The 18155-nt window shown below is 42.2% G+C and carries 24 protein-coding genes; 8 read left to right on the top strand and 16 right to left on the bottom strand.

Annotated features, from left to right (window positions below; all coding sequences use genetic code 11):
* Window positions 1-48 precede the first annotated feature (48 nt).
* Window positions 49-1188 carry a radical SAM family heme chaperone HemW gene (gene hemW / locus B5D59_RS00855; protein WP_009496923.1) on the bottom strand — a complete coding sequence of 380 codons (1140 nt, stop codon included), beginning with the start codon at window positions 1186-1188 and terminating at the stop codon, window positions 49-51.
* 410 nt (window positions 1189-1598) lie between these two features.
* Between hemW and B5D59_RS00850 the strand changes: the two genes are divergently transcribed.
* From B5D59_RS00850 to B5D59_RS00840, 3 genes are all read left to right on the top strand, one after another.
* Window positions 1599-2099 (top strand): YhcN/YlaJ family sporulation lipoprotein, encoded by a 501-nt coding sequence (locus B5D59_RS00850; RefSeq protein ID WP_009496925.1) that lies wholly within the window; start codon window positions 1599-1601, stop codon window positions 2097-2099.
* Window positions 2100-2269: 170 nt separating this feature from the next.
* Window positions 2270-2449, top strand: a complete 180-nt coding sequence (locus tag B5D59_RS00845; protein WP_009496927.1) for a transposase — start codon at window positions 2270-2272, stop codon at window positions 2447-2449.
* A gap of 255 nt (window positions 2450-2704) precedes the next feature.
* Window positions 2705-3565, top strand: a complete 861-nt coding sequence (locus B5D59_RS00840; protein WP_040758135.1) for a manganese catalase family protein — start codon at window positions 2705-2707, stop codon at window positions 3563-3565.
* Here the strand turns inward: B5D59_RS00840 and B5D59_RS00835 are convergent.
* From B5D59_RS00835 to B5D59_RS18085, 4 genes are all read right to left on the bottom strand, one after another.
* A complete protein-coding gene (locus B5D59_RS00835) occupies window positions 3562-3789 on the bottom strand; it encodes a hypothetical protein (protein WP_009496931.1) in 228 nt (75 codons plus the stop codon). The two genes, B5D59_RS00840 and B5D59_RS00835, sit on opposite strands and share 4 nt — an antisense overlap.
* Window positions 3758-4105 (bottom strand): hypothetical protein, encoded by a 348-nt coding sequence (locus B5D59_RS00830; protein WP_139365921.1) that lies wholly within the window; start codon window positions 4103-4105, stop codon window positions 3758-3760. The genes B5D59_RS00835 and B5D59_RS00830 overlap by 32 nt, the downstream gene beginning before the upstream one ends.
* Window positions 4106-4404: 299 nt before the next feature.
* The gene (locus B5D59_RS00825) at window positions 4405-4701 is read right to left on the bottom strand and encodes a hypothetical protein (protein ID WP_078816526.1); all 297 of its coding nucleotides are present in this window, start codon (window positions 4699-4701) and stop codon (window positions 4405-4407) included.
* Between the two features lie 15 nt (window positions 4702-4716).
* The gene (locus B5D59_RS18085; RefSeq protein WP_176132462.1) at window positions 4717-4875 is read right to left on the bottom strand and encodes a DUF6877 family protein; all 159 of its coding nucleotides are present in this window, start codon (window positions 4873-4875) and stop codon (window positions 4717-4719) included.
* Window positions 4876-5421: 546 nt separating this feature from the next.
* On the opposite strand from B5D59_RS18085, the gene B5D59_RS00820 reads away from it, so the two are divergent.
* Entirely contained in the window at window positions 5422-5850 is a 429-nt protein-coding gene (locus B5D59_RS00820; RefSeq protein ID WP_139365919.1) for a hypothetical protein, read from the top strand.
* Between the two features lie 254 nt (window positions 5851-6104).
* Window positions 6105-6320: a tyrosine-type recombinase/integrase gene (locus B5D59_RS18670; RefSeq protein WP_009496937.1), complete on the top strand. Its 216-nt coding sequence runs from the start codon at window positions 6105-6107 to the stop codon at window positions 6318-6320.
* Window positions 6321-6434: 114 nt separating this feature from the next.
* On the opposite strand, the gene lepA is transcribed toward B5D59_RS18670, so the two are convergent.
* The 3 genes from lepA to gpr all read right to left on the bottom strand — a co-directional run bounded on the left by lepA (window position 6435) and on the right by gpr (window position 10233).
* The gene (gene lepA / locus B5D59_RS00810) at window positions 6435-8258 is read right to left on the bottom strand and encodes a translation elongation factor 4 (RefSeq protein WP_009496938.1); all 1824 of its coding nucleotides are present in this window, start codon (window positions 8256-8258) and stop codon (window positions 6435-6437) included.
* A gap of 83 nt (window positions 8259-8341) precedes the next feature.
* A complete protein-coding gene (gene spoIIP / locus B5D59_RS00805) occupies window positions 8342-9142 on the bottom strand; it encodes a stage II sporulation protein P (protein WP_050804626.1) in 801 nt (266 codons plus the stop codon).
* A gap of 53 nt (window positions 9143-9195) precedes the next feature.
* Entirely contained in the window at window positions 9196-10233 is a 1038-nt protein-coding gene (gpr, locus tag B5D59_RS00800; protein ID WP_009496940.1) for a GPR endopeptidase, read from the bottom strand.
* A gap of 196 nt (window positions 10234-10429) precedes the next feature.
* Between gpr and rpsT the strand changes: the two genes are divergently transcribed.
* Window positions 10430-10681 carry a 30S ribosomal protein S20 gene (rpsT, locus tag B5D59_RS00795; protein WP_009496941.1) on the top strand — a complete coding sequence of 84 codons (252 nt, stop codon included), beginning with the start codon at window positions 10430-10432 and terminating at the stop codon, window positions 10679-10681.
* A gap of 45 nt (window positions 10682-10726) precedes the next feature.
* Here rpsT and holA read toward each other — a convergent pair whose 3' ends face one another.
* Entirely contained in the window at window positions 10727-11734 is a 1008-nt protein-coding gene (holA, locus tag B5D59_RS00790; protein WP_009496942.1) for a DNA polymerase III subunit delta, read from the bottom strand.
* A 124-nt stretch (window positions 11735-11858) separates the two neighbouring features.
* Between holA and B5D59_RS18080 the strand changes: the two genes are divergently transcribed.
* On the top strand, window positions 11859-12026 hold the full coding sequence (locus B5D59_RS18080) for a hypothetical protein (protein WP_009496943.1): 168 nt from the start codon (window positions 11859-11861) through the stop codon (window positions 12024-12026).
* Window positions 12027-12146: 120 nt separating this feature from the next.
* Window positions 12147-12281, top strand: coding sequence for a YqzM family protein (locus B5D59_RS00785; RefSeq protein ID WP_040758137.1), 135 nt, complete (start codon window positions 12147-12149; stop codon window positions 12279-12281).
* Between the two features lie 65 nt (window positions 12282-12346).
* On the opposite strand, the gene B5D59_RS00780 is transcribed toward B5D59_RS00785, so the two are convergent.
* The 7 genes from B5D59_RS00780 to B5D59_RS00750 form a co-directional block, all read right to left on the bottom strand.
* On the bottom strand, window positions 12347-14611 hold the full coding sequence (locus B5D59_RS00780; RefSeq protein WP_078816524.1) for a DNA internalization-related competence protein ComEC/Rec2: 2265 nt from the start codon (window positions 14609-14611) through the stop codon (window positions 12347-12349).
* Between the two features lie 17 nt (window positions 14612-14628).
* On the bottom strand, window positions 14629-15192 hold the full coding sequence (locus tag B5D59_RS00775; protein ID WP_009496946.1) for a ComE operon protein 2: 564 nt from the start codon (window positions 15190-15192) through the stop codon (window positions 14629-14631).
* A gap of 13 nt (window positions 15193-15205) precedes the next feature.
* A complete protein-coding gene (locus tag B5D59_RS00770; protein WP_009496947.1) occupies window positions 15206-15826 on the bottom strand; it encodes a helix-hairpin-helix domain-containing protein in 621 nt (206 codons plus the stop codon).
* Window positions 15827-15933: 107 nt separating this feature from the next.
* A complete protein-coding gene (locus B5D59_RS00765) occupies window positions 15934-16674 on the bottom strand; it encodes a class I SAM-dependent DNA methyltransferase (RefSeq protein WP_078816523.1) in 741 nt (246 codons plus the stop codon).
* A complete protein-coding gene (rsfS, locus tag B5D59_RS00760; protein ID WP_009496949.1) occupies window positions 16671-17015 on the bottom strand; it encodes a ribosome silencing factor in 345 nt (114 codons plus the stop codon). The genes B5D59_RS00765 and rsfS overlap by 4 nt, the downstream gene beginning before the upstream one ends.
* 3 nt (window positions 17016-17018) lie before the next feature.
* A complete protein-coding gene (gene yqeK, locus B5D59_RS00755) occupies window positions 17019-17591 on the bottom strand; it encodes a bis(5'-nucleosyl)-tetraphosphatase (symmetrical) YqeK (RefSeq protein ID WP_078816522.1) in 573 nt (190 codons plus the stop codon).
* Window positions 17566-18150 (bottom strand): nicotinate-nucleotide adenylyltransferase, encoded by a 585-nt coding sequence (locus tag B5D59_RS00750; RefSeq protein ID WP_009496951.1) that lies wholly within the window; start codon window positions 18148-18150, stop codon window positions 17566-17568. The genes yqeK and B5D59_RS00750 overlap by 26 nt, the downstream gene beginning before the upstream one ends.
* Window positions 18151-18155: the final 5 nt, after the last annotated feature.

Genomic DNA, 18155 nt, shown 5'->3' with positions numbered 1-18155 from the left:
ACTACTCATAATTTATCAAATTACATTTTACCTGTCAATGAATCAAGCTCACTCTTCAAGTAAAAATTGTTCAAATACCGTATTTCCTTGAAAGACACCTTTTTTCGTCAGACAGAGACGATCCTCTTTCATTTGCAGTAAGCCTTGCTGCTGCAACTTTTCAATGGATTGTCCAAATACTTCTTGAATCGGCCGCCCGAATTTCCGTGCGAAATGCTCCATGGAAACACCTTCGATTTTTCGCAGACCTAAAAACATTTCTTCTTCCATCGATTCGCCTGCTGTAACTTCATGTACTTCTTTAAGAGGTAATATCCCCTCTTCCAAATGGTCGATATAATGTTTTAGCGGACCTACGTTGGCATAACGTTTCGTCCCTAAATAGCCATGTGCGCCTGCACCAATACCTGCATAGTGAGAGTTTTCCCAATAAATCAAGTTATGAAACGAAGGATAGCCCGGAATGGCAAAATTACTGATCTCGTACTGTTGTCTATTTGCTGCATTCATCCGGTCAATGACCATTTCAAACATTTCTGTTTCGGTATCTACTCCAGGCAACGGCAACTTTCCTTTGATCATTCGGTTGTAGAATACAGTTTTCGGTTCGACGATTAAGGAATAAGCAGAGTAATGCGGTAAGTCGAGAGCTAGGGCCCGGTCAAGCGTTTCTTGCCACTCCGAAACTGTTTGGTTCGGCAAGCCATACATTAAATCTAAGCTGATGTTTTCGAAACCAATGGATCGGGCAGTAGTAATCACGCGTTCCACATCCTCGACAGAATGCGTTCGACCGATTTGCTTTAATAAGCGTTCATTAAACGACTGGACGCCAATCGATAAACGATTGACCCCTTTCTCCTTTAAAATGAAGAGTTGTGCTTCGGATAGATCATCCGGATTTGCTTCTGTCGTAAATTCGCGCAACGACGGGACATCAATGTACTGCCCGACTATTGTCAACAATCGATCGAGTTGCAGAACAGAAAGGGCGGTCGGTGTTCCCCCGCCTAAAAAGACCGTTTCCACTTGTTCAAATGAATGACCTGCCTCCTTCATCAATTGAAACTCTTTTCCGATCGATTCAATATATTGATCGACAGGCTGATTCTTTAAGAAAACTTTATTAAAATCACAGTAATGGCAAATTTGCTGGCAAAACGGTATATGGATATACACACCCCGCATGCGGTCACTTCCTTCTATCTTAATTCAATATGTAAACGTCAAAAAGAGGGCGCTTCTGCCCTCTCTTTAAAGTCGTAGTTAATCTTCATCCATCTTCAGAACCGCCATGAATGCTACTTGCTGATTAGACTTAACAAACTGTATCATACAGCATCGCGAGATACTATACAAACGTTTTAGCCATGCGTGTTTGTCAAGGTTTGTTTTAACACAAAGTTACTTAGGGTCGCTTAGTAAAATTTTCGCTGTTCGCTTGGCTGGATGGCAATAGGAGGAAAAATCTATTCAAGCATCCATGCAGTGATTTCATGACTCTTATTAAAGGGTCACGATTTTTATTGGTATTAGACACATTAAAAATCTTCTATATGGACACACTAGATGTGAATACGCTATAAGGAGGAAAGTATATGAAAAAAACAAGTTTTTTAATGATTGTTCTTTTGGTTGCACTGGTCGTGATGGGTTGCGGAACAAAAAAGGATAACACAACTCCCGTTGAAAAAAATACTACTACGAATGAAACATCAAATGATACAGTTGACGAAGATGCTACTTCCCCTAGTACTAACGAGACCAAGGTAGAGACTGCTGATGAAGCTGCAGACAAAATCACTGAACTGACAGAGGTGGATAATGCCACTGTACTGGTTACTGATCATAACGCTTATGTTGCTGTTGTCTTAAAGGATAAGGCAGTGGAAGAAGCAACAAAAGAGCTGGAGGATAAAGTTGCAGAAAAAGTCCGATCTTCTAATTCTGCTATCGAGAATGTCTACGTTTCCCTTAATCCAGATTTCGTCGAAAGAATGACCGATTATAGGGAAAAAGTTAGAGCGGGAGAGCCAGTAGAAGGATTCTTTGATGAGTTTTCAGAAGCAATGAAACGAGTATTCCCTGATGCACATTAACATCTCAACATAATTAAAAAGTAATTAACTACTTTTATTCCTTTTTATAAAGACGGCTTTAAACAATAAAGATGCCTCTATTATTGGAAAAAAGCGGTCCGTCCAATTAAGGATATGATGTACACCCCAAAAGTTAGAGTTTCAAAACCTAACTTTTGGGGTGTTTTATTATGGCTAAGTATAGTAATGAATTTAAGATGATAATTATTCATGAATATCTTGATGGTAATTCTAGATATAAGACATTAGCCAGAAAATATGGCGTGAAGGCTGATACACAAATTAGAAATTGGGGGAAGTCTTACGAGAAGTATGGTGTTAAAGGAGTATTTAGAAAGAAAGAAAAGTAAGGAAGTTTACTCTTATCAATTCAAGCTTGATGTACATAGCTTTATGAAAAGGACAGGTATTTCTTTAAATGAAACAGCACTTCATATGACCTCACTCCCTTTTTGCGAAATAAAAAAAGAGGACAACAAATGACGCAGCTCTATGCTGCAATCAAATGTTGTCCCCGGTTTTTCCAGTAGACTTTTATAAAATAAGAATATTTTTTTCATTTTGTCTGATACTGAGTATTACAAACAATAAATGAGGTGCTAAATTTGTATTACTACAAAGAAGAATTGATTAACCCTATCACTCCTCCCGATCAACCAGACCCTGCAGCTGCGAAGGTGCTGCAGGAAATTCTAGGAGGTCATTATGGAGAAATGAGAACCATGATGCAGTACTTCTTTCAAAGTTCTAATTTCCGCGGAAAAGACACACAATATCGAGATTTACTCCGCGGTGTATTTTTGGAAGAAATCGCTCATGTTGAGCTTGTGCAAAATACAATCAATCAATTACTAAATGGCTCTGGTGATACCGATTTACCAGGTAATAGCGGAAGAGATCATGCACCACTAGAAGATGCGGTAAGACACGCAAATCCTCATCATTTCATCATGGGCGCTCAAGCTTCTCTTCCCGTTGACGCCGCAGGAAATCCTTGGAACGGTTCTTGGGTTTATAGCCACGGCAATTTGATTGGTGATTTGCTTGATAACCTAGTATTGGAATCAACTGGCGTCTTACAAAAAACTCGAATTTATGAAATGAGCTCCAATAAAACTTTCCGTGAAACTTTAGCGTTTCTTATTGTCAGAGATAATGCACATCAAAATGCATTCGCTAAAGCGTTGGAAACTCTAGGCGTTGAATGGGGCAAGCTTTTCCCAGTCCCGAATTACGATATTAATAAATATCCTGAATGTAGAAAATATGTTGAATTAGGTTATCATAATGCACAATTCAATTTCAGATTAGACCCGACTAGAATCGGTGAAGTTTTCCAAGGCCAGTCTCCTAGTAGAAATAAGGAAGAACTTAACGTAACCCTTCCACCAGCTGGCTTCCCGGTCCCACTTATGCCTGACATGCCTAATGAGCACAGCCCTGGTATACAAGACATGAATAATTAAGTGAGGTCAGTCCCTATTCGAGGGACTGATTTTAATCTTTTTGTATAACTAACTTCATAAAACAACGGCTTATCATCCTGCCAGTTGAAGATTTGCTTCCCGAATCCCTCTCCCGGCTTGTCCGACTCATCTATGAACTTATCCATCACTCGATAAACCGCGTTTTTCACTTTTACAAACTTGCCTGCTCTCTTAACGTATACATCTTCTTGAATAACACCCAAAGGACCCCTCCTTGTGTGTTATAATAATGTCAGCCATGATGGGAGAAATCCTGTCTTTTTTATGTCTTAATACTCCATCGATAATGCAATAAACGGCTTGCACTTCTAATTGATACACATTTACATTTTCCATTCCAATCACTCCCCGATTTTTAGTTTCCAAACAACCCAAACCGCCGCTGCTCAATTTGCCCCGCTCTGCCTGATCCATCACAACGAGCGCAATGCTGCGCTTATTCGTCTTAAATTCCTTCGCCGGCTCACTGTTATCAGCGCCAGCATTCCACATCTGCCGGAAACGGAACAGCTCGCTCACTTTCCACTTCCACTTGACTGTCGCATCCTCTAACAATACGTAGAATGGCTCATACCTAACGCTGACCACTTATGTTGTATCGTTCTTCCATCAGCGTCGCAATGTGTAGCAAGTAGTTTCAATATCTTTACCAATTCCCGCAGACAGGCGTTTTCCCGTTTATAATTTAAAGCCGCTTGACAGTTTCCTCTTGATTCTTCCGACAGGGATTCATTTAGCATTTCCGCATCCTGCGATCGTTCTGCTTGCTGGATGAGCCATCTCATGTCATTTAACGATAGTTTCCGTATCGATTCGACCTAACGCACTACCTCCTGCAACCGTGCCGCATTCGTTTCAGTTGTCATACCAAAACCTCCGTTCCTTTTAACGCATTGGTCAGCTGCATAAAACGATCTGCGTCCCCACAAATCCAACGCATGGTCAATCTGTATCAACAACATGTCTCTATCGGTTATTGTCGTTTCAATATTTGAAGGAAACTCTAACTCTTGACGTTTCGATGTAGTTTCCTCATGCACAACTATGATTTTTTTAAAAAGACTTGGGTGTACATTCATGTGTATCATCCTCATATAAAACTCTTCACTGTTCATCCTGATTCCTCCCCACTATATTTTCCGATATCTCAACTGCTGCCAAACATACTGATCATCATGATTGCCGCCGCTAGCACGCCAATCATCTATGTGTAGGTGTATGTCTTGAAACACCTCTAACGGCAACTGCTCCCGCATGTTGTTGATTTCATAAATCGAATTTTTGCTCATGCTCTTCTCCTGTTGTCCAAAATTTACTATGTTTATTAATAGCCCTACTTGCTGAGACTGTAATTACACCAAATGGTGAGTGTAGACCGCGCTTTGCGGTCTGTTTGTCATGAGATTTCAGCGTAAACATTCCATGACCTTTTGTTTCCCTTTACGGTTAATCTTTTGTCCTGGTGAACCATCAATCCGCATGGTGTCTTCCAGTGAACCGACACGCCCGTCCAACACTTTGTATTGCTGTTCCTACAAATATTGAAAGCGGGGATGAAATTTTAATCATTTGTTTATTTGAATAATTTTAAGGAAGCGGAAATCATACATGGATGACTATGTAAGAGAGGTAAAAACTGTTTCTATTATTTTGACTTGGGCATGGCGGATGGCAAACGGCATAGGATTGAACACGTGGTAGTGCCTGACAAGAAAGAAGCAGAGTAAGCGTCGAGACAAGCAATAACAGAATATGAAAACACGGGTATGTATTTCGAGCCAACTACAATGACCGTTGCAGACTTTATGGATTACCGGTTCAAAGGATACACAGAAGTGAGTCTTAAGGATAATACGCAGCTGAACTTTGAAAAGGCTATTCGTTTTCAAATTAAGTCGGCAATTGGAAAGTTCCGGTTTCGGTTGCGGTCTTTGACTCACGCTATCTTGCAACAATTTGCGAATGATTTATATAGAGAAAGTTATGCCAAAAAGTCATTGAGTATCTATGGAAATGTCGTTAACCACGCACTACGACGCGCTGTGCATCCATGGGGCTTAAACAAAGAAAAATCCTATGCTAATCCATCTTATGACGAAAGAAAGCGTTCTGAGAAGGAATTAAAGATTTTACCGATAGAGGACTTAAAGAAGATTAGCGAGCAGTTGAAAGAAGATCATCCGCTATACTTTCCTTTCCATATTGGACTGCATACAGGTTTGCAGGTGAGTGAAGTGTGGGCTTGCGGGGACATATCGAGTTAGCGAGAGGTCATTACATGTAGAGCAAGCTATGATCAACGAAAACAGTCAGTGGGTATTCGACACAACTAAGACGATATCATCTGAACGTCAGATTTCATTGAGCACTACAATCGTCCAGACATTAAAAAAACACCGCACTTGGATTCAGAAAAATCAGCTCAAGTACGGTGCCCATTATACAAAATCAAAGATGTCTGAGTGAAAAAATGTGGTAACATTATCACGCTAGTGTCATTAAATATAATACCCGGGAGATGCAAGATACTCCAAGTATTGATTTCAACTTCCATACACTGCGTCATACCCATGTAACAATACTCATGGAAAATAGTGCAAAGGTGAAAGTTGTCCAAGCAAGACTCGGTCATAGTAGATCAGCCATTACCATCGGCACCTATTCACACTTAACGCAAAAGATGCAAACTGAAACGCTTGATATCTTTGAACAATTCATGCAAGCTTTAAAATGAAACACAGTTTTCACTATTTTGCACTGCCACCGTATTTTTTATATGATGGCAACACGGTGGCAAATCATTTATATTAACAACCCACACAATATACAAATCGCATACCTACGCTAGTTAATCCTCATCCATCTTCAGTACCGCCATGAATGCTTCTTGCGGAACTTCTACAGAGCCCACTTGCTTCATCTTCTTCTTACCTTCTTTTTGTTTCTCAAGAAGTTTACGTTTACGTGAAATATCTCCACCGTAACACTTAGCTAAGACGTTCTTACCCATTGATTTGATTGTCGAACGTGCAACGATCTTTTGACCAATCGCTGCCTGTACCGGCACTTCAAATTGCTGTCTTGGAATTAAGGACTTCAACTTTTCTACGATTGCTTTGCCGCGTTCATAACTGAAATCATTATGGACGATAAAACTCAAAGCATCGACTTGTTCGCCGTTCAACAGGATATCCATTTTCACGAGTTTCGAACGTTTATAGCCGATTAGCTCGTAGTCAAGAGATGCATAACCTTTCGTGCTCGATTTTAATTGATCAAAAAAGTCATAAACAATCTCAGCCAATGGAAGCTCATAAATCACATTGACGCGAGTGCTGTCCATATAATCCATCGTAATGAAGTCGCCGCGCTTGTGCTGGCATAATTCCATTACAGCTCCTACATAATCATTCGGTACCATAATGGAAGCTTTGACGTATGGCTCTTCTACAAAGTCGACTTTTTGTGCGCTCGGCATCATGGATGGGTTATCTACATTAATGGAAGAACCATCTGTCAAATTGACTTTATAGATAACACTTGGTGCCGTCGTGATCAAGTCGATTTTAAATTCGCGCTCGATCCGTTCCTGGATGATTTCCATATGCAGTAAACCTAGGAAACCGCAGCGGTAACCGAATCCAAGTGCTTGTGAAGTCTCCGCTTCATATTCGAGGGCAGAGTCATTAAGCTCCAGTTTTTCAAGAGCCTCACGTAAATCATTGTATTTTGATGTGTCAATTGGATAAAGACCGCAGAAAACCATCGGATTCATCCGACGATAACCTGGCAACGGCTCACTTGCAGGATTGTCAACAATTGTGACCGTGTCCCCTACGCGTGTATCCCCTACATTTTTAATGGACGCCGATAAAAACCCGACGTCTCCAACTGTTAATTCTTCTCGTGGGGAAATGGTGGGCGTAAAGACACCCGTCTCAATGACTTCAAATTCTTTCCCTGTCGCCATCATCCGAATTTTATCGCCAGGCTTTACTCTTCCTTCAACAATCCGGATATTGACGATGACGCCTTTATATTGATCATAGTGAGAGTCAAAGATTAGCGCTTTCAATGGAGCATCAGGATCTCCTTGTGGTGCAGGTACTTTTTCGACGATTTGCTCAAGGATCTCTTCGATACCGATACCAGCTTTTGCTGATGCAAGAACTGCTTCAGACGCATCAAGTCCGATAACATCTTCAATCTCTTGTTTGACACGCTCTGGATCAGCAGCCGGAAGATCGATTTTATTAATAACGGGTAAAATTTCCAAGTCATTGTCGAGTGCCAGATAGACGTTTGCCAATGTCTGAGCTTCGATTCCTTGAGCGGAGTCCACTACTAGGATTGCACCTTCACAGGCAGCCAAACTTCTCGATACCTCATAGGTAAAGTCGACGTGTCCTGGTGTGTCAATTAGATGAAAGGTATATTCTTCTCCATCTTTAGCGTTGTATGTCAATTGGACGGCATTCAATTTAATCGTGATGCCGCGCTCACGTTCCAAGTCCATGGAATCCAATGTTTGTGATTTCATTTTTCGTGAGCTTACTGTTTCTGTTTTCTCCAAAATCCGATCAGCCAGCGTCGATTTCCCGTGGTCGATATGGGCGATAATAGAAAAATTTCGTATATTCTTTTGACGTGCCAATCTTTGTTCTTGATTCATCCCTGTTCACTCCTACGTTTACGAACCTATTTAGACTAATTGAATTATAGCAGTGAACCGTGCAGACTTCAATATTTGAAAGATTATTGCACAGTCAGTAAAGCAGATACGGATTCTCCAATAATCGAAACTGTCTGATTTAGCTCTGCTTCGTTATTTCCCACACCGCCAAGCTCGACCAAGATCATGCTCGTGTCCAAATCCTGATTGTATTTGCCATCTACTCCACGGCCGCCTTTAACAATAATCTCCCTTGTAATTCCGGGTACTCGCTTATCCATTTCACTTTTTAATTGTTTTGCCTTAGTTAAGTTTTTTTCGAAAAAAGGATGATCCCTTCCGACAACAAACGCGACCTTTGCATATCGTTGGTTGTTATGTGTAATTGTCGTCCTTGAAGGTCCTAAAGAATCTCGATGCAGATCAATAACCAAGTCGTATGATTTACTCTTCACTTTTTCCTCAACATAGGGACGGATGGCCGCATAAGAGCGGTGATAGGGAATTTTCTTTTGTTGCATAATTTTCACAATATCGATATCCAGCTGTTCGGCCGTCACTCCATTGACAAGTAGGTTATCTTTCAGTTTGCCGCCTACTTTTACAATATTTTCTGAATGATGAGAGGCTGCCACTTTTCCATCGACCGCTTTAGTAATAGGTTCGTACGCTTCATGAGAATGGGTAGAATAAATGAGGACATTGCCTTCTGCTTTCGGCTGAATGTCTTCCTCTAGCACATTGGATGCGTAGACAATCATGCTGGGCTCCTTCAAAGAGAGGGTGGATGGAATATTGGACTGTTTGGGTAGGAACTGCAGAACTACAGGGAAGATGAACAATAGAAAAATGATGCTCATCCAGATTTTTAAAGTTTTTTTCATTATGATCCCTCCATCTTCCACTCTATGCAGAAGAAAAAAGGACCATGACTGGACTAGGCTTTTACTTTATGGACCCAGTCCATCAAAGAAGACGACAGGGCAGAGGCATATTGCGCTACCCACGAGTCAATTTCTTTTGGCGAAATAAATGTAGACAGTTCTTGACTTGTAAGCACTTCTTCAAATAATTGAATACGCTCATCATGCGTCCAAGAAGACCAATCTCCAAATATAGGTGCCAATGAAGTACGGTCTGCATCTTTCGTCGACCGCTGTGGAAAACGACCAGTCGCAAGCTTAGACGACGGCATGCCTTCCTCCTCGATTTTCGCAGCAATATAACCGAACATTGTATCAATTGCGTCCGCTACGAGCACCGGACCATCCACAACAGTCGGGACACCGATCGCAATGACAGGGATCCCAAGACTTTGTTCCGAAAGCTCTTTCCTGCTATTTCCTACTCCAGAGCCCGGATGGATGCCGGTATCTGTCAACTGAATCGTACGGCATAGACGTGAACTGCTCCTAGCAGCCAGCGCATCCACGACAATTAAGACATCAGGTTTCCCTTCGTCCACAATCGCTTTGACAAAAGAAGCTGTTTCGAGTCCCGTCTGAATCGTAACACCCGGTGCATAAACCATTACACCACTATCATCCGCTTCATAATAGTCCGGAATGATTTCCTTCACAGAATCCATCGTGATTGGTCCTACTGCGTCAGGGGTGATATCCGGATTGCCTAGTCCGACAAATAACAGCTTCCCGACTTTTCCTTGCACTTTTTCCTTGATCAAAGCGTCCATTTTTTCTACAACCAGTTTGCAGAGCTTTTGTAATTCATCCGTTTCATGGACAGCGAGTGTTGGAATGGTCAGCGTAACGTATGTTCCTTTTGCTTTCCCAATCTCTTCTTGCCCTTCAGCAGTAACTTTTACGGTGGTGGATTTTATCCTTCCGATCACTTGTTCTTCTACTTTAATGCCTGACATTTTCTTTAGTTTATTTTCTTCACGATCCGATTGATGCTTGACAAATTCATCACTCTCATCGATCAAATCGGTCCGATAGTAATTGATCTTGTCCATTGTCTTCACCTCTTTACTTGAAGCTTGTGCAAAATCCGGACGTTTATTCTAAAAGTAATTGCTGTAAAGCCAATAAGCTTTACCTTTTTTTCTTGCAATCTAACAGAAGCTTTGTTAAAATTATGCTTGTTGTAAAGAGATGTCCGGATGATTGTGGAAACACTCTTGCCTTACCTGAAAGCTGGAGGTGAATGAAATGCCAAACATTAAAGGTGCAATTAAACGCGTGAAACAAAGTAGCGCTGCTAATGAGCAAAACTCTCATGTCAAAGCTGCTATGCGTACAGCAATCCGTAAAGCGGACGCTGCTCTAATTAATAACGAAGAGAACGCACAAGCGCTTTTGAAAGACGCTGTGAAAAAAGTGGATACTGCTGCCCGTAAAGGTCTTATCCATAAAAACACTGCTGCTCGTCAAAAATCACGCTTAACTAAAAAAGCTCAATAATGAACTGTTAAAAGACTGCCTATGTGGGCAGTCTTTTTTTCTTTATTATAATCCGTTCAGTAAAAACAATTCCAATCTTCTCTGCCGATTGCCGCTTGTCGTCTTCAATTGAAGATCGATTGTCGCTAAATCATCCAATGCCTTTAAAAGGATCTGCAAAGTAGGCAGATTTCTCTGCATCATCAGTTTGACCCGATACGGATGAACGTGAAGCGTAGTAGCAATTTGCTGTTGCTGATAGCCTTTTTTACGCAAATTCACTATATGAATCATTAGACGGACTTGGCTTGCAATCAATGACGCCAGCATAATAGGCTCTTCTCCGTTACGAAGCAAGTCGTGATAAACCGATAGTGATTCCGATTTTCTGCCATTTACAAACGAGTCAGTCAGACGAAATACATCCATTTCAGGAGTCCGCGCCACCAATTGTTCGATCATTTCAATCGTCACGATCCCATCAAAAGACAAGTATGCGGCCAATTTCTCCACTTCCGTCGATAACGTCAGCAAATCTGTACCCGCCATTTCAAGTAGAAAAGCAGCTTCTTTTTTATCAATTTTAATTCCTTTGTCTGTTCCTTGCTGCATAATCCAAGTGGTCAGATCCTGACCTTGCAGCGTCTCCGCTTCCACTACAACGGCATGCTTCTTAATCTTCTTAGTGATTTTTTTGCGCGCATCGAGCTTTTCATAAGGCGCCACAAAGACGACCGTCGCAGTAGGAGATGGATTCTCCAACCACTTTTCCAATAATTCCAGTTGATGCGGTTGTTTCTCTTTCGAGTTATCGGTAGCTTTCAAAAATGAACAGTTCTTCGCAACAATTAATTTATGTTCGACTAAAAAAGGCAGTTCATCCGCTACTTCGAGCACCGCCTGAATCGGAAGCTCTTCCAGGTCAAAACGATTCACTTCAGAAGAAGTCATTCCCGGCACCGCACGGATTAACCTTTTCACTGTTTCATCAATCAAATGCTGTTCCGTCCCGGTTAGCAGATAAACGGACTGGATCTTACCTTTTTCAATCTCATTCCATATTTTTGTGACCATGTTCTTCACCTCGATTGACAACTATCTTTTAGTATAACGTAAAAAGCTTTACGCAAAAACCTTTGTCCACTATACATTAAAATCAATACGTTCTCCATACTAACTTCAAAAGGAGGTTTTATTGATGACAGAAAACAAACGAAAGAAAACAGACCATCGTGCACCAGCTAAAACGAATGAAAGAGAAGAAATTTCAAACGAGCTGACTGAACTGGGTCACTTACAGCCAAAACATGAACCGATGACACCGAACCATCGAGAAACTGCTGAAAAGGATAAATACTACGGATAAAAGCCATACAGTCTTTGAACAAATTGTGTCATCCGTCAATGAACCGCCATTAAACTGCAATTTTTATGGATTTTTCATTCACTTTCCTCTATACTTAGTATGGAATTAGGAGGTGTAGCAATGAATGAATTTGAACATGATGTCCAATCAAAACGGAATGACGCGATTGATTCAGGCATCGGCTTTATAGTATCGTTTATCGGTTTTTCTGCAATTTTTGTTGTTGCTACGATCATCGATATCGTCGCCCGCTAATCAATATTGGATAAAATAGACACAACCGTCTCTTGGCGGCTGTGTCTATTTGCATTTTAAGGATTCTATCGACTGGAAGAAACACTGTATGACTGACCTTTCACTCGAATTTCGATTGTACCTCTCTCCGCTGTTGACCAATATGGAATTCCATGTTCATCAAACCGCTCAACTACTTCGGCATGCGGATGTCCGTAACGGCTATTTCTACCTGCAGAAATTACGACGAATTCCGGTTCTAAGAAACGAATGAACGGCTCAGTACTCGATGTTTTGCTGCCGTGATGCCCGGCTTTTAAAACTACTCGCCCAAAATCCGTTGTTGGATATCTGCGCAAAAATCGCTGCTCTCCATCCGACTCTAAATCTCCAGGAAAGATAAATGACAAGTCTTCTGTTGCCATCATCATCACTAACGAGCTATCATTCCCATCATATTCTCTTTCTTCAGGTGCAAGGTATTGAAAATGATAAGTCCCGAGTTTCCAATGCGCCCCTTCACCAACCAACTGAACCGGGACATTTTTCTGCTTCGCCAATCGCAGCACTTCATCCATCGTTTTCTCTCGCTCGCTCCCGGGTGGAATATGAATTTTCCGTACCCGCAGTTCCTCTAATACTTCATCCGCTCCTTCCATATGATCGAGGTCTGCATGTGTAATGATCAACTTATCGATCGTCGTGATGCCTTTCGCCTTCAGATACGCAACGACAATGTTCCTGCCGACTTCGAATGACTGTTCAGGCGTCTTCCAATTCTTCTCGCCAAAATGAATCACTCCCCCTGTGTCGATTACATAAACTGCTTTCCGAAAAGGCATTTCAATGATCGTGCTGTCCCCTTGCCCGACATCTACGTACGAAACAATAACATCTGTATGCAATATCGGCTTGAATTCTAAATAAACCGCTGGCATGAGCAAGCAAATCACGCCAAAAACAATCGATTTCTTCCTTTCAAGACAGACCAAAAACAGTAAAATACCTACCACGGCCAAAGCTGCACCGATTCCGTCCGGTTGCCCGGGAGTCCAGACCTGACAAGGCAATGAAGCGAACCAAGACGTCATACTTCCAATCCATTGGCGAAATGGTTCATACACAATGAAGAGTGTGTTTGACAAAGGAGGTAACAAGTAGCTGCAAGCAAGCAGAACGAGATTTGCAGGCAGAATGACGACAGAATACAGCGGTACATAAAGTAAATTGGCCACAAACGAAGAAATCGACAGTTCGAAAAAATGGTATAAGAGCACAGGATACAATGCCACTTGCGTGATGACCGTCACTAAAAACGAGACATGCAGGCTGTTTTTTGCATTTGTGAGAATCTTAGATGAATAGAGCAGCGAAAATGCGGCTAAATAAGAAAGTTGGAAACCTGGCTGAAAGACGATAAACGGATGCAACCAAACAAAACCCATCGCACTCAATGCAAGCGCATCATCGAGGCGCAGCTTCAGCCTTCCCGATGCAGCGAGCAAGAGAATCATCGTCACTGTCACTGCACGCCATACCGAAGGAGCACCACCCGCAATACACGCATAGATAGGAAGAAAGATCAACAGACAATACGTCACCCATTCCTTGCGAAAACCAAGACGCAGCAAAATTTCCCGGATGAAAAAAGTCAGCAATCCTACATGCAGCCCTGAAATGGCAAATAAATGTGTGATCCCGAGTGTCCGATATTCTTTTTGCAACGCTTCCGTCATACCTGAACGATCGCCTATCAGCAAAGCTTCCGCTTCTGTAACGAGTGACTGTGGAAAATTCATCTCAATATGCTTTTTTATATCATGTCGATAATGGGATAATCTTGAGCGGACAGTGGACAAACGTTCTCCTGATTGAAGTTCTGTCACTTCTAGAATACCTGCAGCCCCATTCATTCGTAAATAGCGCTGCATATCAAACGCATACGGATGCGCCGCTGGTTCCGAATCTTTTTGCTGCACCACGGCAGTAAATTGGTAAGCTGCCAAATTTATCGACTGGAAACGTTCCTTCTCATGTTCTGACTCAAATGGATACATCAGATACACAACCGTGCCATCTACCAAACGTGCGAAACCTTTTACTTTGCCGCCATCTATTTTCGCTTGATCTTTCCATTGAAAAATAACAGTTGAAGAGTGGTCTGGAAGAGATGATGTCTTATGGGAGAAATAATAAAATGAAAGAAATACAGTTGCAGTGCAAAGAAAGAGATGCAGAAAATCTCTGCGCAAAAAGAGGAATGGAATGAGGAATAATAAATTCAGTAATAAAAGCGACCCTGAGAGCTCAGCTGCAAATGCAGAAATCGCTATAAGGATCGCTATATACATCCATCGTATCGATCGGATCAGTTGCCAAATAAATGATTCACCCTTTGCGAAAGGGCATCCAATTCTTCATCGTCGGCGCCAAGCGCTTGCATTTTTGTCAGCATTTCACTGAACAAAGCAAACTTATCTTCACTCGCGAAGTCGATCGAACGTTCATCAAACGGAACTTTTTCAATTTCTACTCCAGCTTGCTCAAATAGCTCCAGGGCATATTCGCTGTTGCGATAATCCGTTGCATAGTTGACACGCTGAATCCCCGCTTGAATCAATGCCTTACTGCACTGCAAACAAGGAAAATGTGTCACATAGATCGATGCTCCCGCAACTGGTATGCCATATTTCGCACATTGCAGCAAGGCATTCATCTCAGAGTGGATCGTCCGTACACAATGATTATCTACCACATAGCATCCATGCTCAATACAGTGGTCACCGCCAGATATTGATCCGTTGTAACCCCCTGCAATAATTCGTTGATCGCGCACCAAGATGGACCCGACTGAAAGCCTGGTACATGTGCTGCGCATCGCCAGCAAATGACTTTGCGCCATGAAGAACTGGTCCCAAGTAATTCGCTCCATACGGTCGCCTCCATCAATTAAGTGTTATAGATGATTCTAATTTCTCAAATGTTTTATCGCCAATTCCTGAGACATTTTTCAAATCGTCCAATTGCTTAAAAGCACCATGCTCTTCTCTGTATTGGACGATTGCTGCCGCTTTTGACGGACCTACGCCAGGCAGCGTTTGAAATTCCGTTTCATTGGCTGTATTGATATTCACCTGTGCTGTCTGTGTGCCGCCAGTAGCGGAAACCGCAGTTGCCGCGGGCTGCGAATAGGCGGGCGGTTCTTCTCCCGCAACGGGTACATAGACCACTGACTCGTCCAACAATTTCTGTGCATGGTTCAATAAACGAGTATCTGCTTCCTCCGTATAACCGCCTGCTTTTTGCACAGCATCAAGCAAACGATCTCCTTCTTGCAAAGAATAGAGACCTGGATGTTTCACAGCACCTTTAACATCAACCAAAATCGCAACAGACACTGCTTCTGCCACTAATTCAACAGGTGGTACGACTTCTTCAATTGGTTCAACAACTTCTAACGTTTCAAAAAGGGATTGTCCTTGTTCTACGGATACTGAATCCATTTGTTCTCGGGGAAAGAACAGAACGAAGGAAAGTACAGCGAGTGCTGCAATAGGAATGATCAATTTACGCCATTTTTCGGTAATGAATGAACGGATAGTTCAACATCCTTTCTTTCAGCACCGTATGGAGTCCCCTTAACTATAAACGATTTTCTCAAACTTTGGAAGGGTTATTTACGCACTTGAAAGAATACTCTTTCACTTTCATCCGTCGGCGGTTCATCTTCCCAATCTGCAAAAATCCTTTCGATCTGGAAGCCGGCATCATTGAGCATCCCAACATACTCGGTAACCGAGAACGTGCGCTGCATATGTACTTCGTCAAATCGTTTGAACAATCCATTTTCCTGTCTGACAAAAAATGCAAGCTGCGAATAAATAGAATGCTCTTCGTCACCAGGAGCAGTTTGCCACATATATGTGATGCGCTGATCATCAAAAACAAACGGCCCTTCCAAGAAGATTTCATCCATTTTGAAAATCGAATGAACGTCAAACAGCAAGACGCCATCCTTGCCAAGCGCTTTATAAATTCGGCGGAATGTTTCTCTTACATCAGTTTGAGAGATGACATAATTTAACGAATCAATCGAAATGACCGCAATATCGTATGTACCTTCCACTTCCAGTTGTTGCATTGGCTGCTGAATGAATTCAATATCGAGCCCAAGCGACCTGGCACGGTTCGAAGCAACTTCCAACATATCTGCGGATAGATCGACACCAGTGACACTCGCACCCTTTTTTGATAGCATCGCGGACAACAAACCCGTACCGCAGCCAATATCCAAAACTTTTTTCCCCACAACGCCAGTAGACGCCAAATCGAGCAAATCGATGTAGGCGTCATATGGGATATCATTCATTAATTCGTCATAAATATGAGCGAACTCTTGATAGGAAGAACTCATTGTTCATTTGCCACGTTTAATAACGGCGCGTCTCCCCAAAGTTTTTCAAGATTATAGAAGCCGCGTTCTTCTTTGTGGAATACGTGTACAACTACATCCAATAAGTCGACCAATATCCAGCGTCCAGAATCAAATCCTTCCATCCGCTTGACAGTAAAACCTTCTTTTGCTGCCTGATCTACGACTTCGCGCGCGATCGCTTGTACTTGTCGCTCAGAGTTTGCGTGGCAAATGATGAATTGGTCGGCTATTAATGAAATGCCCTCCATATTCAACACGACAATATCCTCTGCTTTTTTACTATCTACTGCTTGATAAGCTAATTCCAATAAAGTTGGCATATTTCACTGTTCCTTTCTTCTGCGTACATGTTCATTATAGCAATCAAATGAATAAGGGAAAATGACTGCGTACTGATGAACTAAAAATTTAAGTGTATGTTGAATACACTCCGTCATTTGATCTTCTAATGATTGACCGTTGATGCGTTTCCGTAAGTCTTCGATCCCAGGAAACTTCCTGCCCGGTTCGATTAAATCTGCAATATAGATGACTTTCTCTAAAGGTGACATTCCTGCCCGACCTGTCGTATGAAAACGAATCGCTTGAAGAACGTCCTCATCTTCTACTACATATCGCTCTTTTGCAAGCAATGCTCCTACTGGCGCATGCCATAACTCGGCATGATATTGTGAATACAAATCATACTCTTGATCTTGTTTCAATAAATCATGTAATTCCTCTTTATCCATGAACTTAGCGTAATCATGGAATAGTCCGGCGATTTCTGCTTTTTCTACCGACACGCCTACCTCTTTGGCTAACTCCACAGCAGTCGCAGTTACACGCAGGACATGTTCATAGCGTTCTTGCGGTAAACGCTGCTTCAGATCATTTCGAACTTGTTGAAGATCCATATAATCTCTCCTCTCGAATGTATGCCTCGACAGCAGGAGGGAGCAGCAATTGAACTGTTCCTCCCTCTAAAAAGCGTTGGCGGATCAAAGTGGAAGATAAATCAAGCTGTGGCGTCTCCACCATTTGGACCGGAAAATCAGATGCACTCACGGCGCCAGGACGCTTCACGCCGATAAACTTGATGATTTGCAGCAGCTCGTCAATTTTGTACCACGTCGGCAACTGATCGATCATATCGCCACCGATGATGAAATAAAATTCATGTTGCGGTTCATCTTGGATCAATTGCGACATCGTATCGTATGTGTAAGATACACCGCCGCGCTCAATCTCAAAAGACGAAGCACGCAATCCTTCTATCTCATCCACTGCCAATTTTACCATGTGCAAACGTTGCTCCGCTGTAGCGTCTCCAGCCGCAGTTTTATGGGGTGGAACCGCAGTCGGCATCAGCCACACTTCGTCTAGATCACCTGCATACCGTACTTCGTTTGCAATCAACAAATGCCCTGTATGAGGCGGGTTGAATGTTCCACCTAAAATGCCGATTCGTTTCATCCGAC

Origin of the sequence: Sporosarcina newyorkensis (assembly GCF_900167515.1) — a bacterium.
Lineage (GTDB): Bacteria > Bacillota > Bacilli > Bacillales_A > Planococcaceae > Sporosarcina > Sporosarcina newyorkensis.
The sequence above is the reverse complement of the archived record's forward strand: the minus strand, read 5'-3'. Positions and strand labels throughout refer to the sequence as shown.